The organism is Amniculibacterium sp. G2-70, assembly GCF_014353055.1.
Classification (GTDB): domain Bacteria; phylum Bacteroidota; class Bacteroidia; order Flavobacteriales; family Weeksellaceae; genus Amniculibacterium; species Amniculibacterium aquaticum.
In genome coordinates, this window is the sequence record NZ_CP060698.1 from 56,813 (window position 1) to 76,542 (window position 19,730).

Annotated in this window: 18 protein-coding genes; 9 read left to right on the forward strand and 9 right to left on the reverse strand. The window is 35.0% G+C overall.

Annotated features, from left to right (window positions below):
* Nucleotides 1-13 precede the first annotated feature (13 nt).
* Genes H9Q20_RS00270 through gpmI form a run of 4 tightly spaced genes read left to right on the forward strand, consistent with a single transcriptional unit; the run spans nucleotide 14 to nucleotide 5,047 of the window.
* Nucleotides 14-1,504, forward strand: coding sequence for an MFS transporter (locus H9Q20_RS00270; RefSeq protein WP_187478021.1), 1,491 nt, complete (start codon nucleotides 14-16; stop codon nucleotides 1,502-1,504).
* A gap of 33 nt (nucleotides 1,505-1,537) precedes the next feature.
* Nucleotides 1,538-2,320: a restriction endonuclease gene (locus tag H9Q20_RS00275; RefSeq protein WP_187478022.1), complete on the forward strand. Its 783-nt coding sequence runs from the start codon at nucleotides 1,538-1,540 to the stop codon at nucleotides 2,318-2,320.
* Nucleotides 2,321-2,330: 10 nt separating this feature from the next.
* On the forward strand, nucleotides 2,331-3,494 hold the full coding sequence (locus tag H9Q20_RS00280; RefSeq protein ID WP_187478023.1) for a DNA cytosine methyltransferase: 1,164 nt from the start codon (nucleotides 2,331-2,333) through the stop codon (nucleotides 3,492-3,494).
* A gap of 23 nt (nucleotides 3,495-3,517) precedes the next feature.
* Entirely contained in the window at nucleotides 3,518-5,047 is a 1,530-nt protein-coding gene (gpmI, locus tag H9Q20_RS00285; RefSeq protein WP_187478024.1) for a 2,3-bisphosphoglycerate-independent phosphoglycerate mutase, read from the forward strand.
* A 57-nt stretch (nucleotides 5,048-5,104) separates the two neighbouring features.
* Here the strand turns inward: gpmI and H9Q20_RS00290 are convergent, their stop codons facing one another.
* The 3 genes from H9Q20_RS00290 to H9Q20_RS00300 all read right to left on the reverse strand — a co-directional run bounded on the left by H9Q20_RS00290 (nucleotide 5,105) and on the right by H9Q20_RS00300 (nucleotide 7,876).
* Nucleotides 5,105-5,542 carry an FKBP-type peptidyl-prolyl cis-trans isomerase gene (locus tag H9Q20_RS00290; RefSeq protein ID WP_187478025.1) on the reverse strand — a complete coding sequence of 146 codons (438 nt, stop codon included), beginning with the start codon at nucleotides 5,540-5,542 and terminating at the stop codon, nucleotides 5,105-5,107.
* Between the two features lie 111 nt (nucleotides 5,543-5,653).
* Nucleotides 5,654-7,396, reverse strand: a complete 1,743-nt coding sequence (locus tag H9Q20_RS00295) for a DUF6029 family protein (RefSeq protein ID WP_187478026.1) — start codon at nucleotides 7,394-7,396, stop codon at nucleotides 5,654-5,656.
* A complete protein-coding gene (locus H9Q20_RS00300; protein WP_124642944.1) occupies nucleotides 7,397-7,876 on the reverse strand; it encodes a TlpA family protein disulfide reductase in 480 nt (159 codons plus the stop codon).
* A gap of 102 nt (nucleotides 7,877-7,978) precedes the next feature.
* Here H9Q20_RS00300 and H9Q20_RS00305 point away from each other — a divergent pair, with 102 nt between their 5' ends.
* Both H9Q20_RS00305 and H9Q20_RS00310 read left to right on the forward strand, forming a co-directional pair.
* Nucleotides 7,979-8,815: an Omp28-related outer membrane protein gene (locus H9Q20_RS00305; protein ID WP_187478027.1), complete on the forward strand. Its 837-nt coding sequence runs from the start codon at nucleotides 7,979-7,981 to the stop codon at nucleotides 8,813-8,815.
* 77 nt (nucleotides 8,816-8,892) lie between these two features.
* Nucleotides 8,893-10,536 carry a hypothetical protein gene (locus tag H9Q20_RS00310; RefSeq protein WP_187478028.1) on the forward strand — a complete coding sequence of 548 codons (1,644 nt, stop codon included), beginning with the start codon at nucleotides 8,893-8,895 and terminating at the stop codon, nucleotides 10,534-10,536.
* 37 nt (nucleotides 10,537-10,573) lie between these two features.
* Here the strand turns inward: H9Q20_RS00310 and H9Q20_RS00315 are convergent, their stop codons facing one another.
* From H9Q20_RS00315 to H9Q20_RS00340, 6 genes are all read right to left on the reverse strand, one after another.
* Nucleotides 10,574-10,921, reverse strand: a complete 348-nt coding sequence (locus H9Q20_RS00315; protein ID WP_124642938.1) for an ArsC/Spx/MgsR family protein — start codon at nucleotides 10,919-10,921, stop codon at nucleotides 10,574-10,576.
* Nucleotides 10,902-11,099 (reverse strand): hypothetical protein, encoded by a 198-nt coding sequence (locus H9Q20_RS00320; protein WP_124642936.1) that lies wholly within the window; start codon nucleotides 11,097-11,099, stop codon nucleotides 10,902-10,904. Before H9Q20_RS00320 ends, H9Q20_RS00315 begins: the two co-directional genes overlap by 20 nt.
* A gap of 25 nt (nucleotides 11,100-11,124) precedes the next feature.
* Nucleotides 11,125-11,739, reverse strand: coding sequence for a deoxynucleoside kinase (locus H9Q20_RS00325; RefSeq protein WP_124642934.1), 615 nt, complete (start codon nucleotides 11,737-11,739; stop codon nucleotides 11,125-11,127).
* Between the two features lie 17 nt (nucleotides 11,740-11,756).
* Nucleotides 11,757-12,521 carry a hypothetical protein gene (locus H9Q20_RS00330; protein ID WP_187478029.1) on the reverse strand — a complete coding sequence of 255 codons (765 nt, stop codon included), beginning with the start codon at nucleotides 12,519-12,521 and terminating at the stop codon, nucleotides 11,757-11,759.
* A gap of 90 nt (nucleotides 12,522-12,611) precedes the next feature.
* Entirely contained in the window at nucleotides 12,612-13,634 is a 1,023-nt protein-coding gene (locus H9Q20_RS00335; RefSeq protein ID WP_124642930.1) for a glutaminyl-peptide cyclotransferase, read from the reverse strand.
* A gap of 325 nt (nucleotides 13,635-13,959) precedes the next feature.
* Nucleotides 13,960-14,385: an SRPBCC family protein gene (locus tag H9Q20_RS00340; protein WP_124643369.1), complete on the reverse strand. Its 426-nt coding sequence runs from the start codon at nucleotides 14,383-14,385 to the stop codon at nucleotides 13,960-13,962.
* A 229-nt stretch (nucleotides 14,386-14,614) separates the two neighbouring features.
* Here H9Q20_RS00340 and H9Q20_RS00345 point away from each other — a divergent pair, with 229 nt between their 5' ends.
* The 3 genes from H9Q20_RS00345 to H9Q20_RS00355 all read left to right on the forward strand — a co-directional run bounded on the left by H9Q20_RS00345 (nucleotide 14,615) and on the right by H9Q20_RS00355 (nucleotide 19,536).
* Nucleotides 14,615-15,382 carry a DUF2249 domain-containing protein gene (locus H9Q20_RS00345; protein WP_187478030.1) on the forward strand — a complete coding sequence of 256 codons (768 nt, stop codon included), beginning with the start codon at nucleotides 14,615-14,617 and terminating at the stop codon, nucleotides 15,380-15,382.
* A gap of 152 nt (nucleotides 15,383-15,534) precedes the next feature.
* Nucleotides 15,535-16,983, forward strand: a complete 1,449-nt coding sequence (locus tag H9Q20_RS00350) for an IS1182 family transposase (RefSeq protein ID WP_187477341.1) — start codon at nucleotides 15,535-15,537, stop codon at nucleotides 16,981-16,983.
* A gap of 435 nt (nucleotides 16,984-17,418) precedes the next feature.
* The gene (locus H9Q20_RS00355; RefSeq protein ID WP_187478031.1) at nucleotides 17,419-19,536 is read left to right on the forward strand and encodes a type IA DNA topoisomerase; all 2,118 of its coding nucleotides are present in this window, start codon (nucleotides 17,419-17,421) and stop codon (nucleotides 19,534-19,536) included.
* Nucleotides 19,537-19,730: the final 194 nt, after the last annotated feature.

Below are 19,730 nucleotides of genomic sequence, written 5' to 3' on the forward strand. Positions count from 1 at the left end.
ACAAACTAAATCTATGTCGGACAAAGATCAATCAAAGGGAAATACCATCAAAAACAATCCGAAAATCATGAAAGCTTGGGCTTTTTACGATTGGGCCAATTCCGTTTATTCATTGGTAATTACCTCTACCATTTTTCCAATTTATTTTTCCATCATCACTACTTCTCACGAGAAGAAGGAATTTGTTGCAGCCACCGGAAAATGGATAGATGTCCCGGTCAGAAATCTGATTACTATTTTTGGAAAAGCCTATCAACCCGATGCCGTTTACGGATATTCACTCACCATTTCTTTTCTCATTGTGGTCTTGTTATCTCCATTTTTATCCTCTTTGGCAGACACCATTGGTAATAAAAAATCTTTTCTCCAATTTTTTGCATATTTAGGGGCAACATCGTGCATGGGACTCGCCATGTTTACCAATATGGAAAATGTTTTTCTAGGGATATTGTTCAGCATTACAGCATCTGTAGGATTTTGGGGTTCTTTGGTTTTTTACAATTCATTTCTTCCGGATATTGCCACTCGAGACCAGCAAGATGCACTTTCGGCAAAAGGCTATGTCTACGGCTATATTGGTTCTGTTATTTTGGTTGTGATCTGTTTGGTTCTGATAAAATTTTTAGCTAAAACGGATGAACAAGCACTTATCTACACCCGATTGAGCTTCCTAATCACCGGAGCTTGGTGGTTTGGATTTTCTCAATACACCTTTAAGCATTTACCCCAATTTGGGAATATTAAAGACAAACTCCCAAAAGATTTGGTTTTGTTAAATTATAAAAACATCTTCAAAAAACACGAAAATCAAGGCGGATGGTTCGAGGTGGCCAAAGACAATGTTTCATTTTATGTGGATATTGCCAAGCAGAGTTTTAAAGAACTTTTCAAGGTGGGAAATGTTTTGTTTAAAGATAGAAATCTAAAATTTTTTCTCTCCAGTTTCTTTTTTTACTCAGTTGGGATGCAAACCATTTTCCTGATGGCCACTTTGTTTGGAAAAAGTGAAATAAATATGGCTCAGGATAAATTAATTTTAACTTTATTAATCATACAAATAGAAGCCATAATTGGAGCGATTATTTTCTCTAAACTTTCTAAGAAAATTGGAAATAAAAATGTGATTTCAATCGCCATTGCTCTTTGGATTGTTGCATGCCTTTCAGCTTATTATCTGAACAAAGAAAACCCAAATGTCGAATACCAATTCTACGGAATAGCTGGAATTATAGGTTTGGTGATGGGCGGTTTGCAAGCCATATCCAGATCGACCTACTCCAAATTGCTACCGGAAGATTCCATGGACAATACCACTTATTTTAGTTTCTATGATGTGTTGGAAAAATTAGCAATTATCCTTGGGACATTCATCTTTGCTACCATGATTGAGAAGTACCATAACATGAGGTTTTCAGCACTTTCCATGTCCGTTTTTTTCGCCATTGGATTAGTCCTCATTCGATTTATCAATCTAAAGGTTTTTAAAGGAGATAAAGAAGTGTAAAGAATTTTCGAAACAATTTTTTAATTGAAAATTATGAGTACAATAGATGCAAAATATTTTAAAGAATATAGAGAAAAGTTAGGATTTACAAACCAGGGTGGAGTAAAAGCTTTTTTTGGAGCCAAAGATATTTCACCTACAGTTGATTATAATTATATCCAGTTACTAAACAGTAGATTATCTGAAATTATTAAAAAAATTAACGATTTAGTAATTGAAGAACTTAAACTAGATGAAATTGATGATTTTACATTGAACAATATAGATTTAGTTTTTCAAAAACTAAAAAATAACAACATAATAACACGATTAAACAATCAAGGAAGAAGACCGGAAGAAGTTTATTTTTCTTGGATGCGAGGATTTGTTATTTCAACTTATTTTTTTAAAGCAATTTCTAAAATTTTTGATATTGATATATCAAAAATTAAAACCATTGGAGATGATGATTTAGAAAGTATAGAAACTTTTAAAAGAACACCAAAAGCTGATTTAGAGATTTGTTTAAAAACAAAAGAAGTAATTAGAATTGAAGTTCAGTCAGGTTTCCAAGGTATAAATGACATAAAACAGCATAAAGTACAAGAGGCAAAAAGAAGTAAATTTGAAAATAATATTTCTACTTTTGTAATCCATTTTGATTTATTCAATGGACAAGTTGCTTTTGTAAAAATTGATGAGATAGAAGACAACAATGTTAATTGGATTACGAGACAGCAAATGGAAGGACAAACTGTTTTCAATATAGATCAAAATTATTTTATTTGGAAACTTACGGAAAAACCACCTATGCTAACAGAACTTTCGTTTTATTAAAATTTTTATAATGAAAAACAAAATTAAAATTATAGATTTATTTGCAGGAGTTGGAGGATTAAGTTATGGATTTGCACATGATAATGATTTTGAAATTGTTGCAGCCAATGAAATTTTGCCCAACATGGCAAGAGCGTATGAGCTAAATCACCCCTTTGTAAAAGTTTATAATAAGGATATTAAAGAATTTGGTCTTAAAGATTTAAAGAGTGATTTTGGAATTGACGAAGGAGAAATAGATATCGTTGTTGGGGGACCACCTTGTCAGGCATATTCAACGGTTGGAAAAAGAATTATTGATGATCCGAGGGGGCAATTATTTCAGGAATATTATCGAGTATTAACTGAAATAAAACCAAAATTTTTCCTTTTTGAAAATGTTAAGGGACTTTTATCCATGCAAAAAGGAGAATTACTCTCAACCATAATCTCCCTTTTCGAATCTTTAGGGTATAAGGTAAAATATAGGGTTTTAAACGCTGCCGATTATGGAGCTCCTCAAATAAGAGAACGGATTATCATCATTGGAACTTTATTAAATTCTGACTTTTATTTCCCTGAACCAACACATTTTAATAACTTGGATGGAGAACCTACTTTATTTCAAGAATTGCTACCGTATTTAACTCTAGAAGATGCAATTGGTGATTTGCCTTTTATAAAAAGTGGTGAAGAATCTTGTGAATATAAAACCATTCCGATGAATGATTTTCAAAAATTAATGAGGAGAAACGCACCAGAAAAATTAATGGATCATAATGCGCCTGTCAACAATCCAAAAATGATAGAATTGATGGAAAAACTTCCTGATGGTGGTTCTCCAAAAGATTTACCCGAAGATTTAAGACCCAAAAGTGGTTTTGCCAATACATATTGCCGACTTTGGTGGAAAAGACCAAGCACAACCATTACAAGAAATTTAAGCACACCATCTTCATCAAGATGCATTCATCCAATCGCACCAAGACCTTTAACGACAAGAGAAGGTGCAAGGTTGCAATGCTTCCCGGATGATTATATTTTTTATGGATCCAGAACAGATAAAAATTTGCAAATCGGAAATGCGGTGCCTACTTTTTTATCAAAAGCACTCAAAGAAACAATTAAAAATCATTTTGTGAATTCTGTTTACAATAAGATTTTATTGTGTAAAGAAATTGAAGGAAAAATTTAGAAAAACTCATAATCAAATATAAAATGTCAAAAAAAGCAATATTAGCCATACTCGATGGTTGGGGTATTGGGAGCAATCCTGAAGTTTCTGCTTTAGCACAAGCCAAAACCCCCAATATGGATGGTTTTCTCAAAAACTTTCCGCATACCACATTAGAAGCCAGCGGTTTGGCCGTTGGACTTCCCGAAGGACAAATGGGAAACTCCGAAGTGGGACACATGAATCTGGGAGCCGGTAGAGTGGTGTACCAAAATTTGGTAAAACTAAATATGGCGGTAGAAAATAAAACCATTGGTAAAGAAAGAGCCATTGTAGAAGCCTTCGACTATGCCAAAAGCAATCACAAAAAAGTTCATTTCATAGGATTGGTTTCCAATGGTGGAGTACATTCTCACATCAACCACCTGAAAGGGCTTTTGTCTGCAGCAAAAGAATTTGGACTGGACGATCAGGTTTTTGTTCACGCATTTACAGACGGTAGAGACTGCGATCCGCATTCTGGAAAAGGATTTATCGAAGAACTTTTAAACCACATGAAACAAAGCACCGGAAAACTGGCTTCTGTTATCGGCAGATATTACGCCATGGATCGAGATAAGCGATGGGAAAGGGTGAAATTGGCTTACGATGCAATGGTAAATGGTGTCGGGACTTCGACCAGAGATGTTTTAGAATCCATTCAAAAATCCTATGACGATGGGATAAGTGATGAATTTCTGAAACCCATCATTTGCCTAAAAGACAACAGCCTTCCGGTTGCAAAAATTGAAAAAGAAGATGTTGTCATTTGTTTCAATTTCCGTACGGATAGAGGTCGTGAGATTACGGAAGTCCTTTCACAAAAGGATTTTGAAGATTATAGCATGAAGCATTTGCCGTTGTATTATGTTACGCTTACAAAATACGACGACACTTACAAAGATGTGCAAGTGGTTTTTGATGAAGAAATCCTAACCGAAACCTTGGGCGAAGTACTGGAGAAAAATGGTAAAACACAGATTCGAACTGCAGAAACAGAAAAATATCCTCATGTTACTTTTTTCTTTTCTGGTGGTCGAGAAGAGGTGTTTTCAGGGGAAAAAAGAATCCTTTGTCCCAGCCCTAAAGATGTTGCAACCTACGATCTAAAACCCGAAATGTCCGCATACGATATTACAGAAAAAATCTTGGTTGAATTGAAGAATGAAACTTCGGATTTTATTTGTTTAAATTTTGCCAACACCGACATGGTGGGACATACAGGTGTCTTTTCAGCAGCGGTAAAAGCCGCAGAAGTGGTGGATGAATGTATTGGGAAAGTTGCCAATACCGCTTATGAACACGGTTACACCGTTTTTATACTGGCCGATCATGGAAATTCCGATGTGATGATCAACCCCGATGGAAGCCCCAACACACAGCATTCGACCAATTTGGTACCGCTGATTGTGATGGATAAAAATAAATCGTGGACACTAACTCCCGGAAAATTAGGAGATGTGGCTCCTAGCATCCTAAAAGCAATGGATGTAGAAATACCTCCCGTGATGACAGGAAAAGTATTGATAAGCTAACATACCTTTGTCATAATAAGTAAAAAACCACTCGATTTGAGTGGTTTTTTGTTACTTTTATTCGTTAATTCCTAACAATTCTACTTCAAAAATTAATGTGGAATTTGGACCAATTTCTTTAGAAATTTGTTGGTCTCCGTAAGCCAAATGCGGTGGAATGGTAAATTTCCATTTGCTCCCCACAGACATCAGTTGCAATCCTTCGGTCCAACCGCTTATGACACGATTGAGGGGAAATGATGCCGGTTGCCCTCTTTTTACTGAAGAATCAAATACCTCACCTTTGATGGTTGTACCGTGATAGTGGCATTTTACCGTATCCGTTGCTTTGGGTTTGTCCCCTTCAGCATCCACTAAAATTTCATATTGTAAACCACTTTCAAGAGTTGTTACATTGGGATTCTCTGCGTTTTCAGCTCTAAATTTTTCACCATCGGCTAAATTTTTAGCTGCAGCTTCTTGTTTTCTTTTGAATAATAAATCGGCTATGCCCATAATTGATTTTTAAATTGCAAATATAGAATAAGTATTGAAGAATAAAAAAATCCAATGAGCCTAAGGTAGGACCCATTGGAAAATATAAAGATAGATTTGGTCAAGAAAAAATTAGAAAGTAGTATTGATCTGTAGTCCCAAACCTGTACTAGGTGGTACATATCGGCAAACACCACCGGCACAAACCAAACCTCCTCTTTGTCTTCCGTAGTTCAAACTTATACGGGTACTTCCTTGTCTATAAGTTGCTCCCACATTGTAAAAATGGATTTTGAAAAGATCGGTAGGATTGATCAGATGTTCGTTAGGATCAAAACCGTAATTGTACATGTCCGATACGAAAAGCGACCAGTTGTTGTTGTGTACATATTCCAATGATCCTCCGAGCCAATTTTTTCTGTCGGCATTGGCCCACATGTGCTCTAAGGAAGCCGTAATGGATCTTGAGTTAGCAAAAGAAAAAGTAGCTTCAGAGAATAGAGTGGTGGCATTAACAATCGACTTTTGGAAAATTCCTCTTACATATTGGTCGTTGTAATGTTGGTTGATTACGGAGATGTTACCTCTAATTGTTGGGCTTAATTTTTTTGAAATTTCAACTGAAAATTCTCTAAAATAATTTTGATCAGCACCTAAAAATTTTGATGTAAAACTTGGTGAATAGTCTCCATTGGCATTAAAATAGGAATAATTGGCTGCCAGATTGTAAAGAGTTGCAAAGTTGGCAGCAATTTTTGTTCCGTATTTTCCACCCAGTTCAGTTCCTTTTTTGAATTCGTAGAACATATCAATCTGTCCACCTATTTCACCAAACTTTTGAATTTTTTCATCAAACTGCATGGCGATCATATTTTGCGTTTGGTACACATAAATATTGGCAAGACTGGAATGATGTTGTTTGGTTAATGAAGGGACATAATTCATGATTTTGTCGTTGTAATTCAAGCTGGAGTTTTCAGGCGAATAAACTTCAGGCTTTCTTTCGGAAAGAAAAAGCATGTTTTCAATTCTTCTAATGGTCGCATCCACCCCAAAACCTCTTTCGGCATAACCCAAATTTAGTAAATAGGCAGAGCCATTTTTCACCCAGTCGTAATTGATTTTCCCGGCATTGATAACCGCATCAGGTGATTTATAATCGTGTTCAAAATTGGCATAAAAACTATTTTTCTCGACACCAATTCTGTTAGAAATTACAAAAGTATTTTTGTTGAAACCGGAAACGCCTTGTGGGATGTTTTCACTTCTGTTCACGACAGATCCGCCGTAGTTAAGGTTCCACTCGGAATGTGGAAATAACAATTTAGACAATCCTAACTCCGCATTGAAGCCATAAATATCGCTATTGGCAACATCAAAACCGGTTCTTTGTTTTCCGTATAAAGCGGTGAACGCTAGGTTTTCGGTTGGTGTATATTTAATACGACCACCACGAAGTGCATTGTTAATTCCTAAAGATCGGTCTTCCCAAGATCTTAAAGCCAGTCCGCTACCAAATTGTTCATAAAAATAACCAGCAGTAATGTCCCACTGATCATCCTTATAATTCGCATAATAGGTGGCTACATTGGTTTTGGTGTATTTAGGATTGTAATTGAGCAGGGCTTCATTGACATAAGCTTCAGCTTGTATTCCTGCAGAAAACTTACCGTAAGTGGCATTTAGAGAAAGATAATTGTTGGATCTTAAAGGGATAGGATCGTGTTTTATCTGTCTTTTGACATCGTTGGTATACCACTGACCGTTGCTTTCGAAATTTCCGGAAATGTTAAATTTGTTTTGAATAGAATCATTCTCTTGAGCTTGAAATGCTGCTGTAACCAATACAGAAGCGAGTATAACTAATTTTTTCACCTAGAGTTTTTCGATTTTGTTGAACAATTCCTCTTCACCACCAGGAGTGTGCCCACTTTGTGTTAGTAACACCTCACCATTCTTTACCACCATTAGATAAGGAACATTAACAATGCCCAATTTTCTTTTAAATTCTTGGTTACCATCGTACAATACCGGGAAAGTCCAGCCTTTACCACTTACCATAGGTTTTACTCTTTTTATGGTTCTGGCATCATCAATGGTTACTGCAACAAATTCCATATTTTTTTTAGATTTCCAAGTATCGTATAGATCGTTTACCGTATCCAATTCTTGTAAACAAGGCGCACACCAAGTAGCCCAAAAAGAAAAGACATAGATTTTGTCTTTTTCTTGAAAGTTTTCAGTACTAGAAACGGTAACTCCTTCAAAGTTTTTTAACGAAACATTCGGTACTTTTTTTTGACCGAAAATAGACATCCCTACAAAAAGTGATGCAGCTAATAATATTTTTCTCATTTATACTAGAATTTTACTTATTTTTTATTTTTTTTAAATTTTCCTTTGCAAATCTAAAAAAATATTTTTTATTTTGCATCTAATCTTTAATAAAAGTGTACTATGTTTAAAAAAATTATTCCAACGCTAGCTTTAACAGCAGCAGTACTAATGTCATGTGGTGGCAGTAGTGAAGATCCAACTCCAGCACCAACGCCAACCCCAACTCCACCGGCAGGAGGGACTACTACGGGTAAGTTTACAAAAAATGTTTTGATTGAAGACTATACCGGAACTTGGTGTGGTTATTGTCCAAGAGTTTCTTATGCAATTGAGCAAGTTCAAGGAGTTACTACTAAGTCGGTAGCTGTTGCTATCCACAGAGGTGGAAGTGATCCGTACAACTTTTCTGCTGCTTCTGTTTTGGAATCTCAAATTGGTTTGACCGGTTATCCAACAGCAATGTTGAATAGAACTACAAACTGGAATTCTCCAGAGCCTAGCTATGTAAACCAAGTGAAAAACCTTACAGGAACTGATGCAAACCTAGGAATAGCGATGAAACCAACGGTTAATAACGGTAATATCAGCTTGGATGTCAAGGTAAAATTTGCTGCTGATATGTCCAACCTGAAATTGGTGGTTTATTTATTGGAAAACGATTTGGTATACAACCAAACTAATTACACTTCATATTATGGTGGTGCCTCTACCATTACTGGTTTCGACCATGACAATGTGCTAAGAGCGTCGTTTACCAATATTTTGGGGGATGCAATGTCTGGTGCAACAACCAGCGGAACCACTTGGACCAAAACTTTCACACAAGCAATGCCTGCAAATGTATCTAATGCTGCCAATGTTTCTTTCGTAGCTTTCGTGATGGATTCTACAGGAAAAGTGCTGAATGTTAGAAAAGCCAACATAAATGCAGATCAATCTTTTGAGGTAACTCCTTAATCAAGATTTCTTTATTAAAATCACTAAAGTTACTCCGAAAGGGGTAACTTTTTTTATATATTTGAAAAAAAACTATTGTGAATATTCATAATTTAGAAAAGAACATCAGTTCCGCAAAATTAAAATCGGCTGATAAAGTAATACTTAGAGAGGTAGAAGAAGAAAAAAACAATCGATTTATAGCCTTTGCAGATGAAGGAGATGTATCTTTCGATATTGTAATAGAGATTGATAATAATGGGGATTTGGTGGATAACAATTGCGATTGTGGAAATAACGGATTTTGCTTGCATGAAATTGCGTTGCTAAAAAATGTGTCCGCATTAAAATCTACAACTCCCAAAAAACGAAAGACGAAAACCAAAGTATTAAGCAGTACCGAAATACTGTTGAATACCTTGCCGGAGAATGAAATTAGGGCTTGGTTGCTAAATTATTTAGAAAAAAATAAAGAAGCACAACTTGCTTTTACTTTGGAATTTGATACTCAGAAGAAAGAATTTACTGTTGCTGATGTCGAAAAAATCTTGGTAAGCACCATACAATCCGTAATTGGGAAAAGAAAATCTGCCTCGGCAGCTGAAAATAAGAAAATAACGGATCTATTAAATAAATCTTTTGAGCCCGTTATCGAATTTTTAAAGCAAAATGTACATACAATATTACCCTACGAATTTTTTAATGCAACAGCATACAAACTCATTTTTTATAGCAACCAACTCTATGATTCGAGCACAAGGTACAAGAAATTTTTAAAAGAATTTATAGATAAAATTGTCATACAATTCAACCAAATCCAAAATATTGAAATATGGAAAAAAATTGCTGTAGAGTATTGGGATACATTCATTAATGCTAAAAACCTCTATTTTTTCAATCGTGATTTTGTTGTTTCCACCTATGTATATGCAAATGACGAACAAAAAAACATTATCGCAGAACATTGTATTGGATACATAAAAAAATGGATTAAAAATAATACTGCTTTTTCGGTTGATTTTAATTCGATTTTATTAAAAATAGTAGCAGATACCAATCGTTTTGAGGAAGTTAAAGATTTTTTCAAACCCTTGAAATTTGAAAATGAATATAACATTATTCTTTTGAACGAATTGTCCAAAATTGATCCTTATGAATCGCTCCTGTATTGCCATGCAATTATCCAAAATAATTATTATGAAGAATACAATGAGCCTTATTATCAAATAATTGATGGTATTTTAGCAAAAATTCCGGAGGATAAATATCAAATGGCTCTCTATAAATTGCTAAAATTAGAACGAGGTTTTAGAAATTTTGAAGATTATGATTTTATTAAAAATAATTTGAAGGATAAAAATGTATTAAATAATCTTGAGAAAACCCTATTAAAACATCTAAATTATAAAATATTTAAAAAACAAAACGAAGCCGATTTGTTATTCAAAATACTGTTGGATAAGAACGATTATGCAACCATGTTGGCTTCGGTAGATGTCTTTATCCCGGCCGTATCCATACTGCCTCATCTGTTAGTTTTGTACAATTTTAATCATGATAAATTAATCATAAAACTGAAAAAAAGATTGCTAGATGTTTTTGAAGATTATAACGAGTATGAAATACAATTGTTGGATTGGATGATAAAAAATTATGACAAATCGTATTTTGCGGACTTAAAAAGGAAAACAAATTTTAGAAATAAAAAAAATGAAATTACTTTTTTGGAAAAATTTGTATAATAAAAAGGTTGCTTTGGTAGAGCAACCTTTTACTTTTTTATCCTTTCAAAAATTCGTCTATTCGACTTGCCGGTCTTCCTATAATGGCTTTGTCGCCTTTTATAATGATGGGTCTTTGTAGAAGTGAAGGGTGTTTTGCAAGCATTTCTATAAGTTCATCTGCATTCAAATTTTTATCTGCAAATTCGGTTTGGTACAAAACTTCATTATCTCTGATAATGTCGTGCACGGGGAGATCTAGTTTTTTCAGGAGATCTTTTAATTCATCAACATTCAGAGGATCTTCAATAAAATTTCTTATGTTGCAGGTTGTCTCGGTGTCTTCCAAATGCTGAACCGCTGCTCTGGATTTGGAACACGATACATTATGAAGGATCTTTATCATTCTTTTCTCTTTTTTTTAGTTCGGATAAAATCTCTTGTTGTAATTTTTTGTTTTCATTAGAATTTTTAAGCATCTTCACCATCCAATAAATGATGCCCAAAATTGGTAATAGATAGATGAAAAGAAAAGCAATGTGGAATGCTGAGAAGCCTCCTGGAAGTGCTAATAAAAAGTTCATAAAATATGTTTTTAGGTGTTTTATTTTAAAATAAGCCGTTCAATTCTGCTTCAATTCTTTCCAAAATATAACCGAAATCTTCGGGTTTTTCTACAAAATCCAGATCATCTACCTCAATAACCAAAAGCTTACCTTCTGTATAATTGCTGATCCATTTTTCGTATTTTTGGTTCAACTTGGATAGGTACTCTATAGAAATGGAGGCTTCGTATTCCCTGCCTCTTTTGTAGATTTTTTTTACCAAATTGGGTACATCAGACTTTAGGTAAATCAACAAATCCGGAGCCGAAACAAAGGATTTCATAAGGTTGAAAACCGATGAATAATTGTTGAAATCCCTCTCTGAAAGCAAATCCATGTCGAAGAGGTTTTCTGCAAAAATATGGGCATCTTCGTAGATGGTCCTGTCCTGAATAATATTTTTACCACTTTCACGGATCTCTTTTACCTGTCGAAAACGGCTTCCCAGGAAGTATATTTGAAGTGCAAAACTCCACTGACTCATGTCGGCATAAAAATCTTCCAAATACGGGTTGTGATCGACATCTTCAAACTGAGCGTCCCAACCGTAATGTTTGGATAGCATGGTGGTAAGTGTGGTTTTTCCGGCTCCAATATTCCCGGTTACAGCAATGTGCATAGTGATTGGGTTAAGATTTAATTAAGAGGGTAAAGATAAATTTTGTTTTTTTGAATTACAAAAATTCCTTGATTATTTTTTGCCAAAAGATCTGATTTTTCATTCCAAAAAATAGATTTTGGTTTGGATAAATTTTCACTTTCAAAAATTTCATTTTTACAAATAATGATAATTTTATTGTTTTCTCGTCGTAATTTTCTACCTTGTTTTATCGGGGTTTGTAAAAGTTTTTTACCCTTAAAATCATAAATTTCAAAAGACTGTTCTCTCAAAACATACAGCTTTTGATCATAAACCAAAATATTTTTGATTTCTATAAAAGACAAATTGATGGGGTAGGAGTTAATGGTTTTGTCCTCACGAAAAAGGTATTGCACCAGTCGGTTATTGCTTTCGTCTAAGAGCCAAGCTTGTTGCAAATCTTCGACATAAGCGGAAACAATAAAACCGAATGTTTGTCCTAAATCTATTTTTTGTATTTCTGTAAAATGGGCATCAACAAATTTTATGGATTGTGCATTTTGTGAAAAAAGCGGGATGCTCAACGGGTTGTCAACATCCTGTATTTGGTAAGGTTGTGTCATCATGATGCGTCCCATTTCTTTCCCAATCGAGTCGTATTTTGTCCAAGAAAAATTCTTTTTATTGTAGAGGTAGATGTTGCTGTAATCGTCAACTAGCGCATCGTCTATTTGTTGGTCGGTTGCCAGATCTGGAAGCCAAGGTTTCTGGGCAGTTGCAATCGTATGAAAGCATAAAAAAATAAAGATTAAGATTCTCATGGTCGTTGTTTTTGCAAAATAAAAAAAGCGTTCAAATAAGAATGAACGCTTTGTAAAAGTACAAAATATTATTAATGCCCGTTTAAAATTTTATTTCAGTTCGATTTCATAAATCGTTGACCAATTTTTACCCGTTACCAACATGTTATTTCCTTTGAAGGCAATGCCGTTCAGGACATCGTCATTTCCTTTTTGATTTTTTTTGGCAATTTCCGTTAGGTCTATTTTGCCTACCACTTCACCGGTTTTAGGATTAATTTTTAAGATGATGGGTTTTTGCCAAACATTGCTGTATAAATATCCGTTGTGGTACTCCAATTCGTTTAGCTGATCATAGACTTGGTTGCTACCGGCCACAGAAATGGTTTTAATAACCTTGCTGGGATCTTTGGGATTTAAGAAATAAATGTTTTTGGTTCCGTCTGAAAGCAAAAGATCTTTTCCGTCAAAAGTTAAGCCCCAGCCTTCGCCAATCATGTTTGGATAGGCAAATTCGCTTTCCAATTTAAGATCGGATTTGTTGTAGATAAAACCTTTTTTATTTTGCCAAGTCAGCTGATACACTTTGTCACCCACCAAGGCTGCGCCTTCGGAAAAAATTTCCTGACTTTGCGGTGTGTGTGCAATGGGTGTAGTACTGCCCAATTCGTATTTCAAGATCTGAGAAGTTCCGTTTTGTCCATCGCTTTCGTAGATGGTGTTTCCGTCCAACTGAAAACCTTGTACAAAATTGGCCGGATTGTGAGGATATTCTTTGACAAGGGTATAATTGATGTTTGCTTCAGGATTTTTAGCAAAAACATTTATGGTGGCATCTTGCGATAGGGTTTCTCCATTTTTTGTTTTGATGACAAAGCTTACGGCATTGTCTCCCAAAGTGAAGAATTGAGGGTCTATCGTAAGATTTTCAACTTCCTTATCGCCAAAGCTTATGGCAATGGATTCTGCATTTTCGGTAACCTCTTTTGGCAACGAAATTTTATCCCCAAAATGATAGCCTTTGGTCTGCATATCCATATTGTATTCACTAAGTGTACTTAGTATTTTTTCATCTTTATTACAAGAACTTAGCAGTAACATTCCTACAAACGGTAGGATCAGTCTTTTCTTCATTTTTTTCCGATTAGTTTTCAAAAATAATTAATTTCATTGAATTAAGAATGCATACAAACAAATATTATTCCGCTATTTTCGGTATTCAGAGCCTGATTAATTTCTATCGAACTATTTATTATTAATCATACTTGTAGTTTTTATCCACCTTTTTGTGTTTCTTTCAGCGTATTTTCTATTATTACTTTTGTTTTAGCTCGATTTTTATTCAATTTGAAAAAAAAATCCATCTATAAAGGCCAAAAAAATTTAAACCGATTCTGAAAAACAAACCACAAAAAAGCCTCCTGAAAAGAAGGCTTTCACTTTAATTTTACATGAAGTTTTATTGTTCAACAAAACTTTTGAGTTGATGGGATACAACTTGAGTCCATTTTTTTTCAAATTTTTCGTAGCTGAAATCGTTACCCAAATGCTCTAGATTTTCCAAACCTTTGTGGGTAAGCGTAACCAAGGTATGATCGCCATCTTTTTCCAATTCCCATTTCAGAATGGTTCTCTCTTTGCTGATGTCGGGATAGGACCAACTGTACTTTAGTTTTTGCTCCGGGATTACTTCAAGAATCTCTCCGTGATGATGTTGTTTTTCTGAGCCAAAATCCGAATGAAAGCTAAAAGATGTATGAACTTGTGCAGAAAAATCCGGTATGTTGTGATACCATTCTTTCAATTGATCTTTAACTGTAATTGCATCCCATACCTTATCAACAGGAGCATTAACTTTTTGTTTGATGATAACATTACTGTGCATGATCGTATATTTTTATGAGTTATTTCTACTCTTAAAGGTAACCATTATTTCTGAAAATATTTGATTTTCAGAACTTTTTGTTCTTTCTCTGACGAATATCATTAAGTGGATTTTATCAATTTATTTTTATTCAATCTAAATAAAGTATAATTCGTATCTTTGTATCCGATTATTGAAAACTTAGTTTTTAAAAATCAGATATTATAATCTTTAAATCTTATTAAGTATTATGTCAGAACAAATACACTTAGAAAAAAATGAAAATGGCGAGTTGGATGTACGCGTTTTGGTTCCCATCCAAAGACACGAATTGTTGGTCAGATTGTTCAATGAATTGCCGGTAGCAGATAGTTTTACCTTTATCAACGATCACGATCCAATTCCGTTGTATTATGAATTCAAATCGATATACGGAGATGTAGTCGATTGGATCTATCTTAACAAAGGAGGTAGAGATTGGAAAGTAAAAGTGACCCGTACCGAAGAGTCCAAGGCAAGAGATATGTCCAATATTGCAACCTTGATGGATCTTAGAAATGTGGATCCTAAAGAATGGAAACACATCGTTTTTCACCGTTACGGAATGATGGAAGCCAATACCGTTATGGAAATTATTGCGAAAATTGATCCTGAAGAAATAAAATCCATTTTCGAAAATAAATTTGCAGGTCAATTTACTTGGACCTATAAAAAACAAGTTCCGGATGAAGTTGTTGTGCATTTGGAAAAAATTGAGAAAAGCGGTTTGGGCGATGATGGTTTTGCTGTGGTAAACGAATTCGACATCCGTCCGTATCCACCAACAGAAAGGCATGAAATGTTTTATCAGGCTTTTGCAGATATAAAACCCGGTGAGGCTTTTGTTTTTATCAACGACCACGATCCAAAACCTTTGTACTACCAAATGGAGGCGGAAAGTAAAGAACCTTTCCGTTGGGAGTATCTAGAACAAGGCCCGGACGAATGGAAAGTTAGAGTGGTAAAAGTGGTAAAATAATATTGGAATAGTCCCACAAAATAAAAAACCGCTCTCTTTTGAGGAGATCACTGAAAAAGTGAATTTTCAGGAAATATGAAAAAGAAGGAGTTGAAATCTTAGGATTTTAGCTCCTTTTTTTGTACCTTGATAAGGTCTTTTAAAGATAAAGAATGTTAGTCCAACAGCAAAAGATTCAGTTTAGTTCTTATTCCGATTTGTATGATTTAATCGTTCCGAAAGAAAATCTTCTTCGAAAAATTAATGATTTGATAGATTTTTCCTTCATCTACGATGAACTGTTGAATAAGTATTGTTTGAACAATGGTCGCAATGCGGAAAGTCCGGTGAAGATGTTCAAATACCTTTTGTTGAAAAGCATTTACTCGGTTTCTGATGTAGATGTGGTAGAGCGTTCCCGCTATGATATGTCTTTCAAATATTTTTTAGATATGGCTCCCGAAGATGATGTGATAAACCCCAGTTCACTTACAAAATTCAGGAAATTACGCTTGAAAGATACCGATTTGTTGAACCTTCTAATTGGTAAAACGGTAACGATAGCGATCGATAAAGGCATTATTAAATCCAGATCCATTATTGTGGACGCTACACATACTTTATCTAGATCGAATCCATTTTCAAGCATAGAAGTACTGAGAGAGCGTTCGAGATTAGTTCGTAAAACGGTTTATCAATTTGATGAAAACTTCAAATCAAAAATGCCGGTCAAGAATACTGAAAACGATCTGAACAAAGAATTGGCTTATTGTAGAGAACTTGAAAAATGCATAGAAGATGAGCCATCAATAAGTGAGATTCCGGCAGTGAAAGAGAAATTAAATCTTTTGAGGGAAACAGCCGAAGACACCGATGAACAGCTAACTTTCTCAAAAGACACGGATGCCAAAATCGGACATAAATCCGCAGACAGTTCCTTTTTCGGTTACAAAACACATTTGGCGATGAGTGAAGAGCGGATTATCACCGCAGCAGTGGTAACTTCGGGAGAAAAAGGAGACGGGCCTGAATTGCCAAAATTACTGCAAATGAGCCAAGACAACGGAATGGAAGTGGAAACCATCATTGGCGATTCGGCTTATAGTGGAAAAGAAAATCTGAAAATTGCCAGCGAACAGGATATAAAAATTGTTGCAAAGTTAAATCCATCCATTACACAAGGATGTAGGAAAGAAAAAGACCAGTTTGATTACAATAAGGATGCTGACAGATTTGTTTGTCCTGCCGGGCATTTAGCCATCAGAAAAGCCCATCAGAACAGAAAGAATGTCGGCAAAAATCAAGCTGATGTATATTATTTTGATGTTGAAAAATGTAAAGTTTGCCCATTAAGAGAAGGTTGTTACAAAGACGGAGCAAAATCTAAAACCTACTCGGTTTCTATAAAATCAGAATTACACCAAGAACAGATGGCTTTTCAGGAAAGTGATTATTACAAAGAAAAGTCGAAACACCGGTATAAAATTGAAGCCAAAAACAGTGAACTTAAAAATGTTCATGGTTACAAAAGAGCCACTTCTTATGGAATAGAAAACATGCAAATGCAGGGAGCATTGGCTATTTTCGCAGTCAATTTGAAGAGGATCCTGAAATTAATCTAAGAAAAAGAGAACAAAATCATCATCTTTAAAACTCAGCTCCAATTAAATCAAAACAAGCTTTACAAAACCCATTAAATTTAGAACTCCAAAAAATGTAAAGAGCTTATTACCGATTTTAAAGTCGTGTAATAAGCTCTTAATTCTTGTCTGAAATTAAATCTTATTCAAAATGAAGATGGTTTTTCAGTGACCTCGATAAGGTCGGCTTCTTTTTTTATACAAACAGCTTTCTTTAGCACATGATGTTAATTGTAATATTTTGTGTAATAAAGTTTGTTAAGGCGTTTTTAATGCAGTTGAAATCGGATTGAATAACTTATATTTCTTTTCTCTGATGGATGATGCAGACAAGATTTCATTTAGCAATCTTATTTGTTCCAAGACAAAATATTCTTTACTTTTGAAGCTTTCTTTTAATTTCAATTTCTATTTTCCATGAAACTTTGTATTGCCGAGAAACCAAGTGTAGCCAGAGATATTGCCAAAGTTCTCGGAGCCAATATGCCCAAACAAGGCTATATGGAAGGCAATGGTTATTGCGTAACTTGGACTTTCGGACATCTGTGCACCTTGAAAGAACCTCACGATTACGGCCCTCAATACAAATCCTGGAGTCTGATTTTTCTACCCATTATTCCTCAAAATTTTGGCATCAAACTCATCGACAATAAAGGAGTAGAAAACCAGTTCAAAGTCATTGAAAAATTGGTTTCAGAATGTGATGAAGTCATCAACTGTGGCGATGCCGGGCAAGAAGGTGAACTTATACAACGATGGGTTCTGCAAAAAGCGAAATGCAAAAAACCGGTAAAAAGATTGTGGATTTCATCGCTAACCGAAGAGGCCATCAAAGACGGTTTCGATAACCTAAAAAATGCCGAAGAATACAACAAACTTTATTTGGCTGGTAATGCCAGAGCTGTTGGCGATTGGCTTTTGGGCATCAATGCCACACGATTGTTTACCAAAAAATTTGGCGGTAACAAGGCCGTTTTATCCATTGGTCGGGTACAAACTCCAACTTTGGCCATGTTGGTACAAAAACAAAAAGAGATTGATGCCTTCCAGTCTGAAGAATATTGGGAATTAAAAACGGCTTACCGTGAAGTGCTTTTTTCTGCGGCTATCGATCGTTTGAAGTCTTTAGAAAAAGCGGAGAAAGGTTTAGAATATCTTAAAAAACACGAATTTGAGATTGTATCTTTTGAAATAAAGGAAGGAAAAGAGAAAAATCCTCGGTTATTCGATTTGACAGGTCTTCAGGTTGAAGCCAACAAAAAATACGGATTTTCTGCTGAAAATACGCTAAAACTCATCCAATCGTTATACGAAAAAAAACACACCACCTATCCCAGGGTAGATACCACCTATCTATCGGAAAGTTTGTACCCTAAAATTGCAGGAATATTAAGATTCATGACTCATTATCAGGAATATACGACCGAGTTGCTCAGCCAACCAATTCCTAAGTCCAAAACGGTTTTCGACGATACCAAAGTTACCGATCACCATGCAATTATACCCACAGAAATCGCTCCCAGCTCTTCTTTGAGCAGAGAGGAAAAACAAATTTATGATTTGGTAGCCAGAAGATTTATCGCTGTTTTCTATCCAGAATGTAAAATTTCAAATACTTTGGTGGAAGGAAAAGTGGGAGAAATCCCCTTCAAAGCCACAGGAAAACAAATCCTAGAACCGGGTTGGCGTTTGATTTATTCCAAAGATAAAAAAGACGAATCCGAAAACCAAAATAAAGACGAAGAACAAACGATACCGGAATTTGCAATTGGCGAAAAAGGGACGCATTTCCCCATCGTACATCAGGGGAAAACCTCGCCACCAAAACCGTACACCGAGGCGACTCTTTTGCGGGCTATGGAAACCGCCGGAAAACAAGTGGAAGACGAAGAACTTCGTGAAATGCTGAAAAACAATGGCATCGGAAGACCATCCACTCGAGCCAACATTATCGAAACCCTTTTCAAAAGAAAATACATCGAGAAAAAAAGGAAAAATCTTTTTGCAACTTCTACCGGTGTGGATCTGATAGATACCATAGAAGACGATTTGCTAAAAAGCCCGGAACTCACCGGAGAATGGGAGTTTAAGCTAAGAAAAATTGAAAAAGGCGAATATTCCGCAGATGTTTTTAAGGAAGAATTGATTGCCATGGTGACAGAACTGACCAAAAAAGTCATCGATAGCAAGGCAAAATTGATACAACTAGAAACAGAACCCCAGAAAAAAGAAAAGAAAAAATCTGAAAAACCTGCCGTTTCCAAAGAAATTTCATGGTCAGAAATACAATGTCCAAAATGCAAGAACCATGCATTGATAAAAGGGAAATCAGCAATTGGATGCAGCGATTATAAAAGTTGTGGTTTCAAAATTCCTTTCGAGATTTTTGGCAAAAAACTAAACGAAAAACAGATACACGATCTCATAATCAAAAAGAAAACCTCTAAGCTAAAAGGCTTCAATCAGCATCCCGAACACATCGTAGAAGGAGTTTTACAAATGGATGAACATTTCGGGATTTTTTTGAAAAATTAGGTCTTGATATCTAGGTACAGACCTCCACAAATTATCTGTTTTTTAAATTGAATATTTATCTGGATATTATACTACAACCATACTATAATTTAAACAATTTATAGAATATTAAAAGTCGAAGCATAAAAAATAAGATTCACACTTTGATATCTTTGGTCAAATTCTTACTTTTGTAGTTCCGAAAAATAAATTTA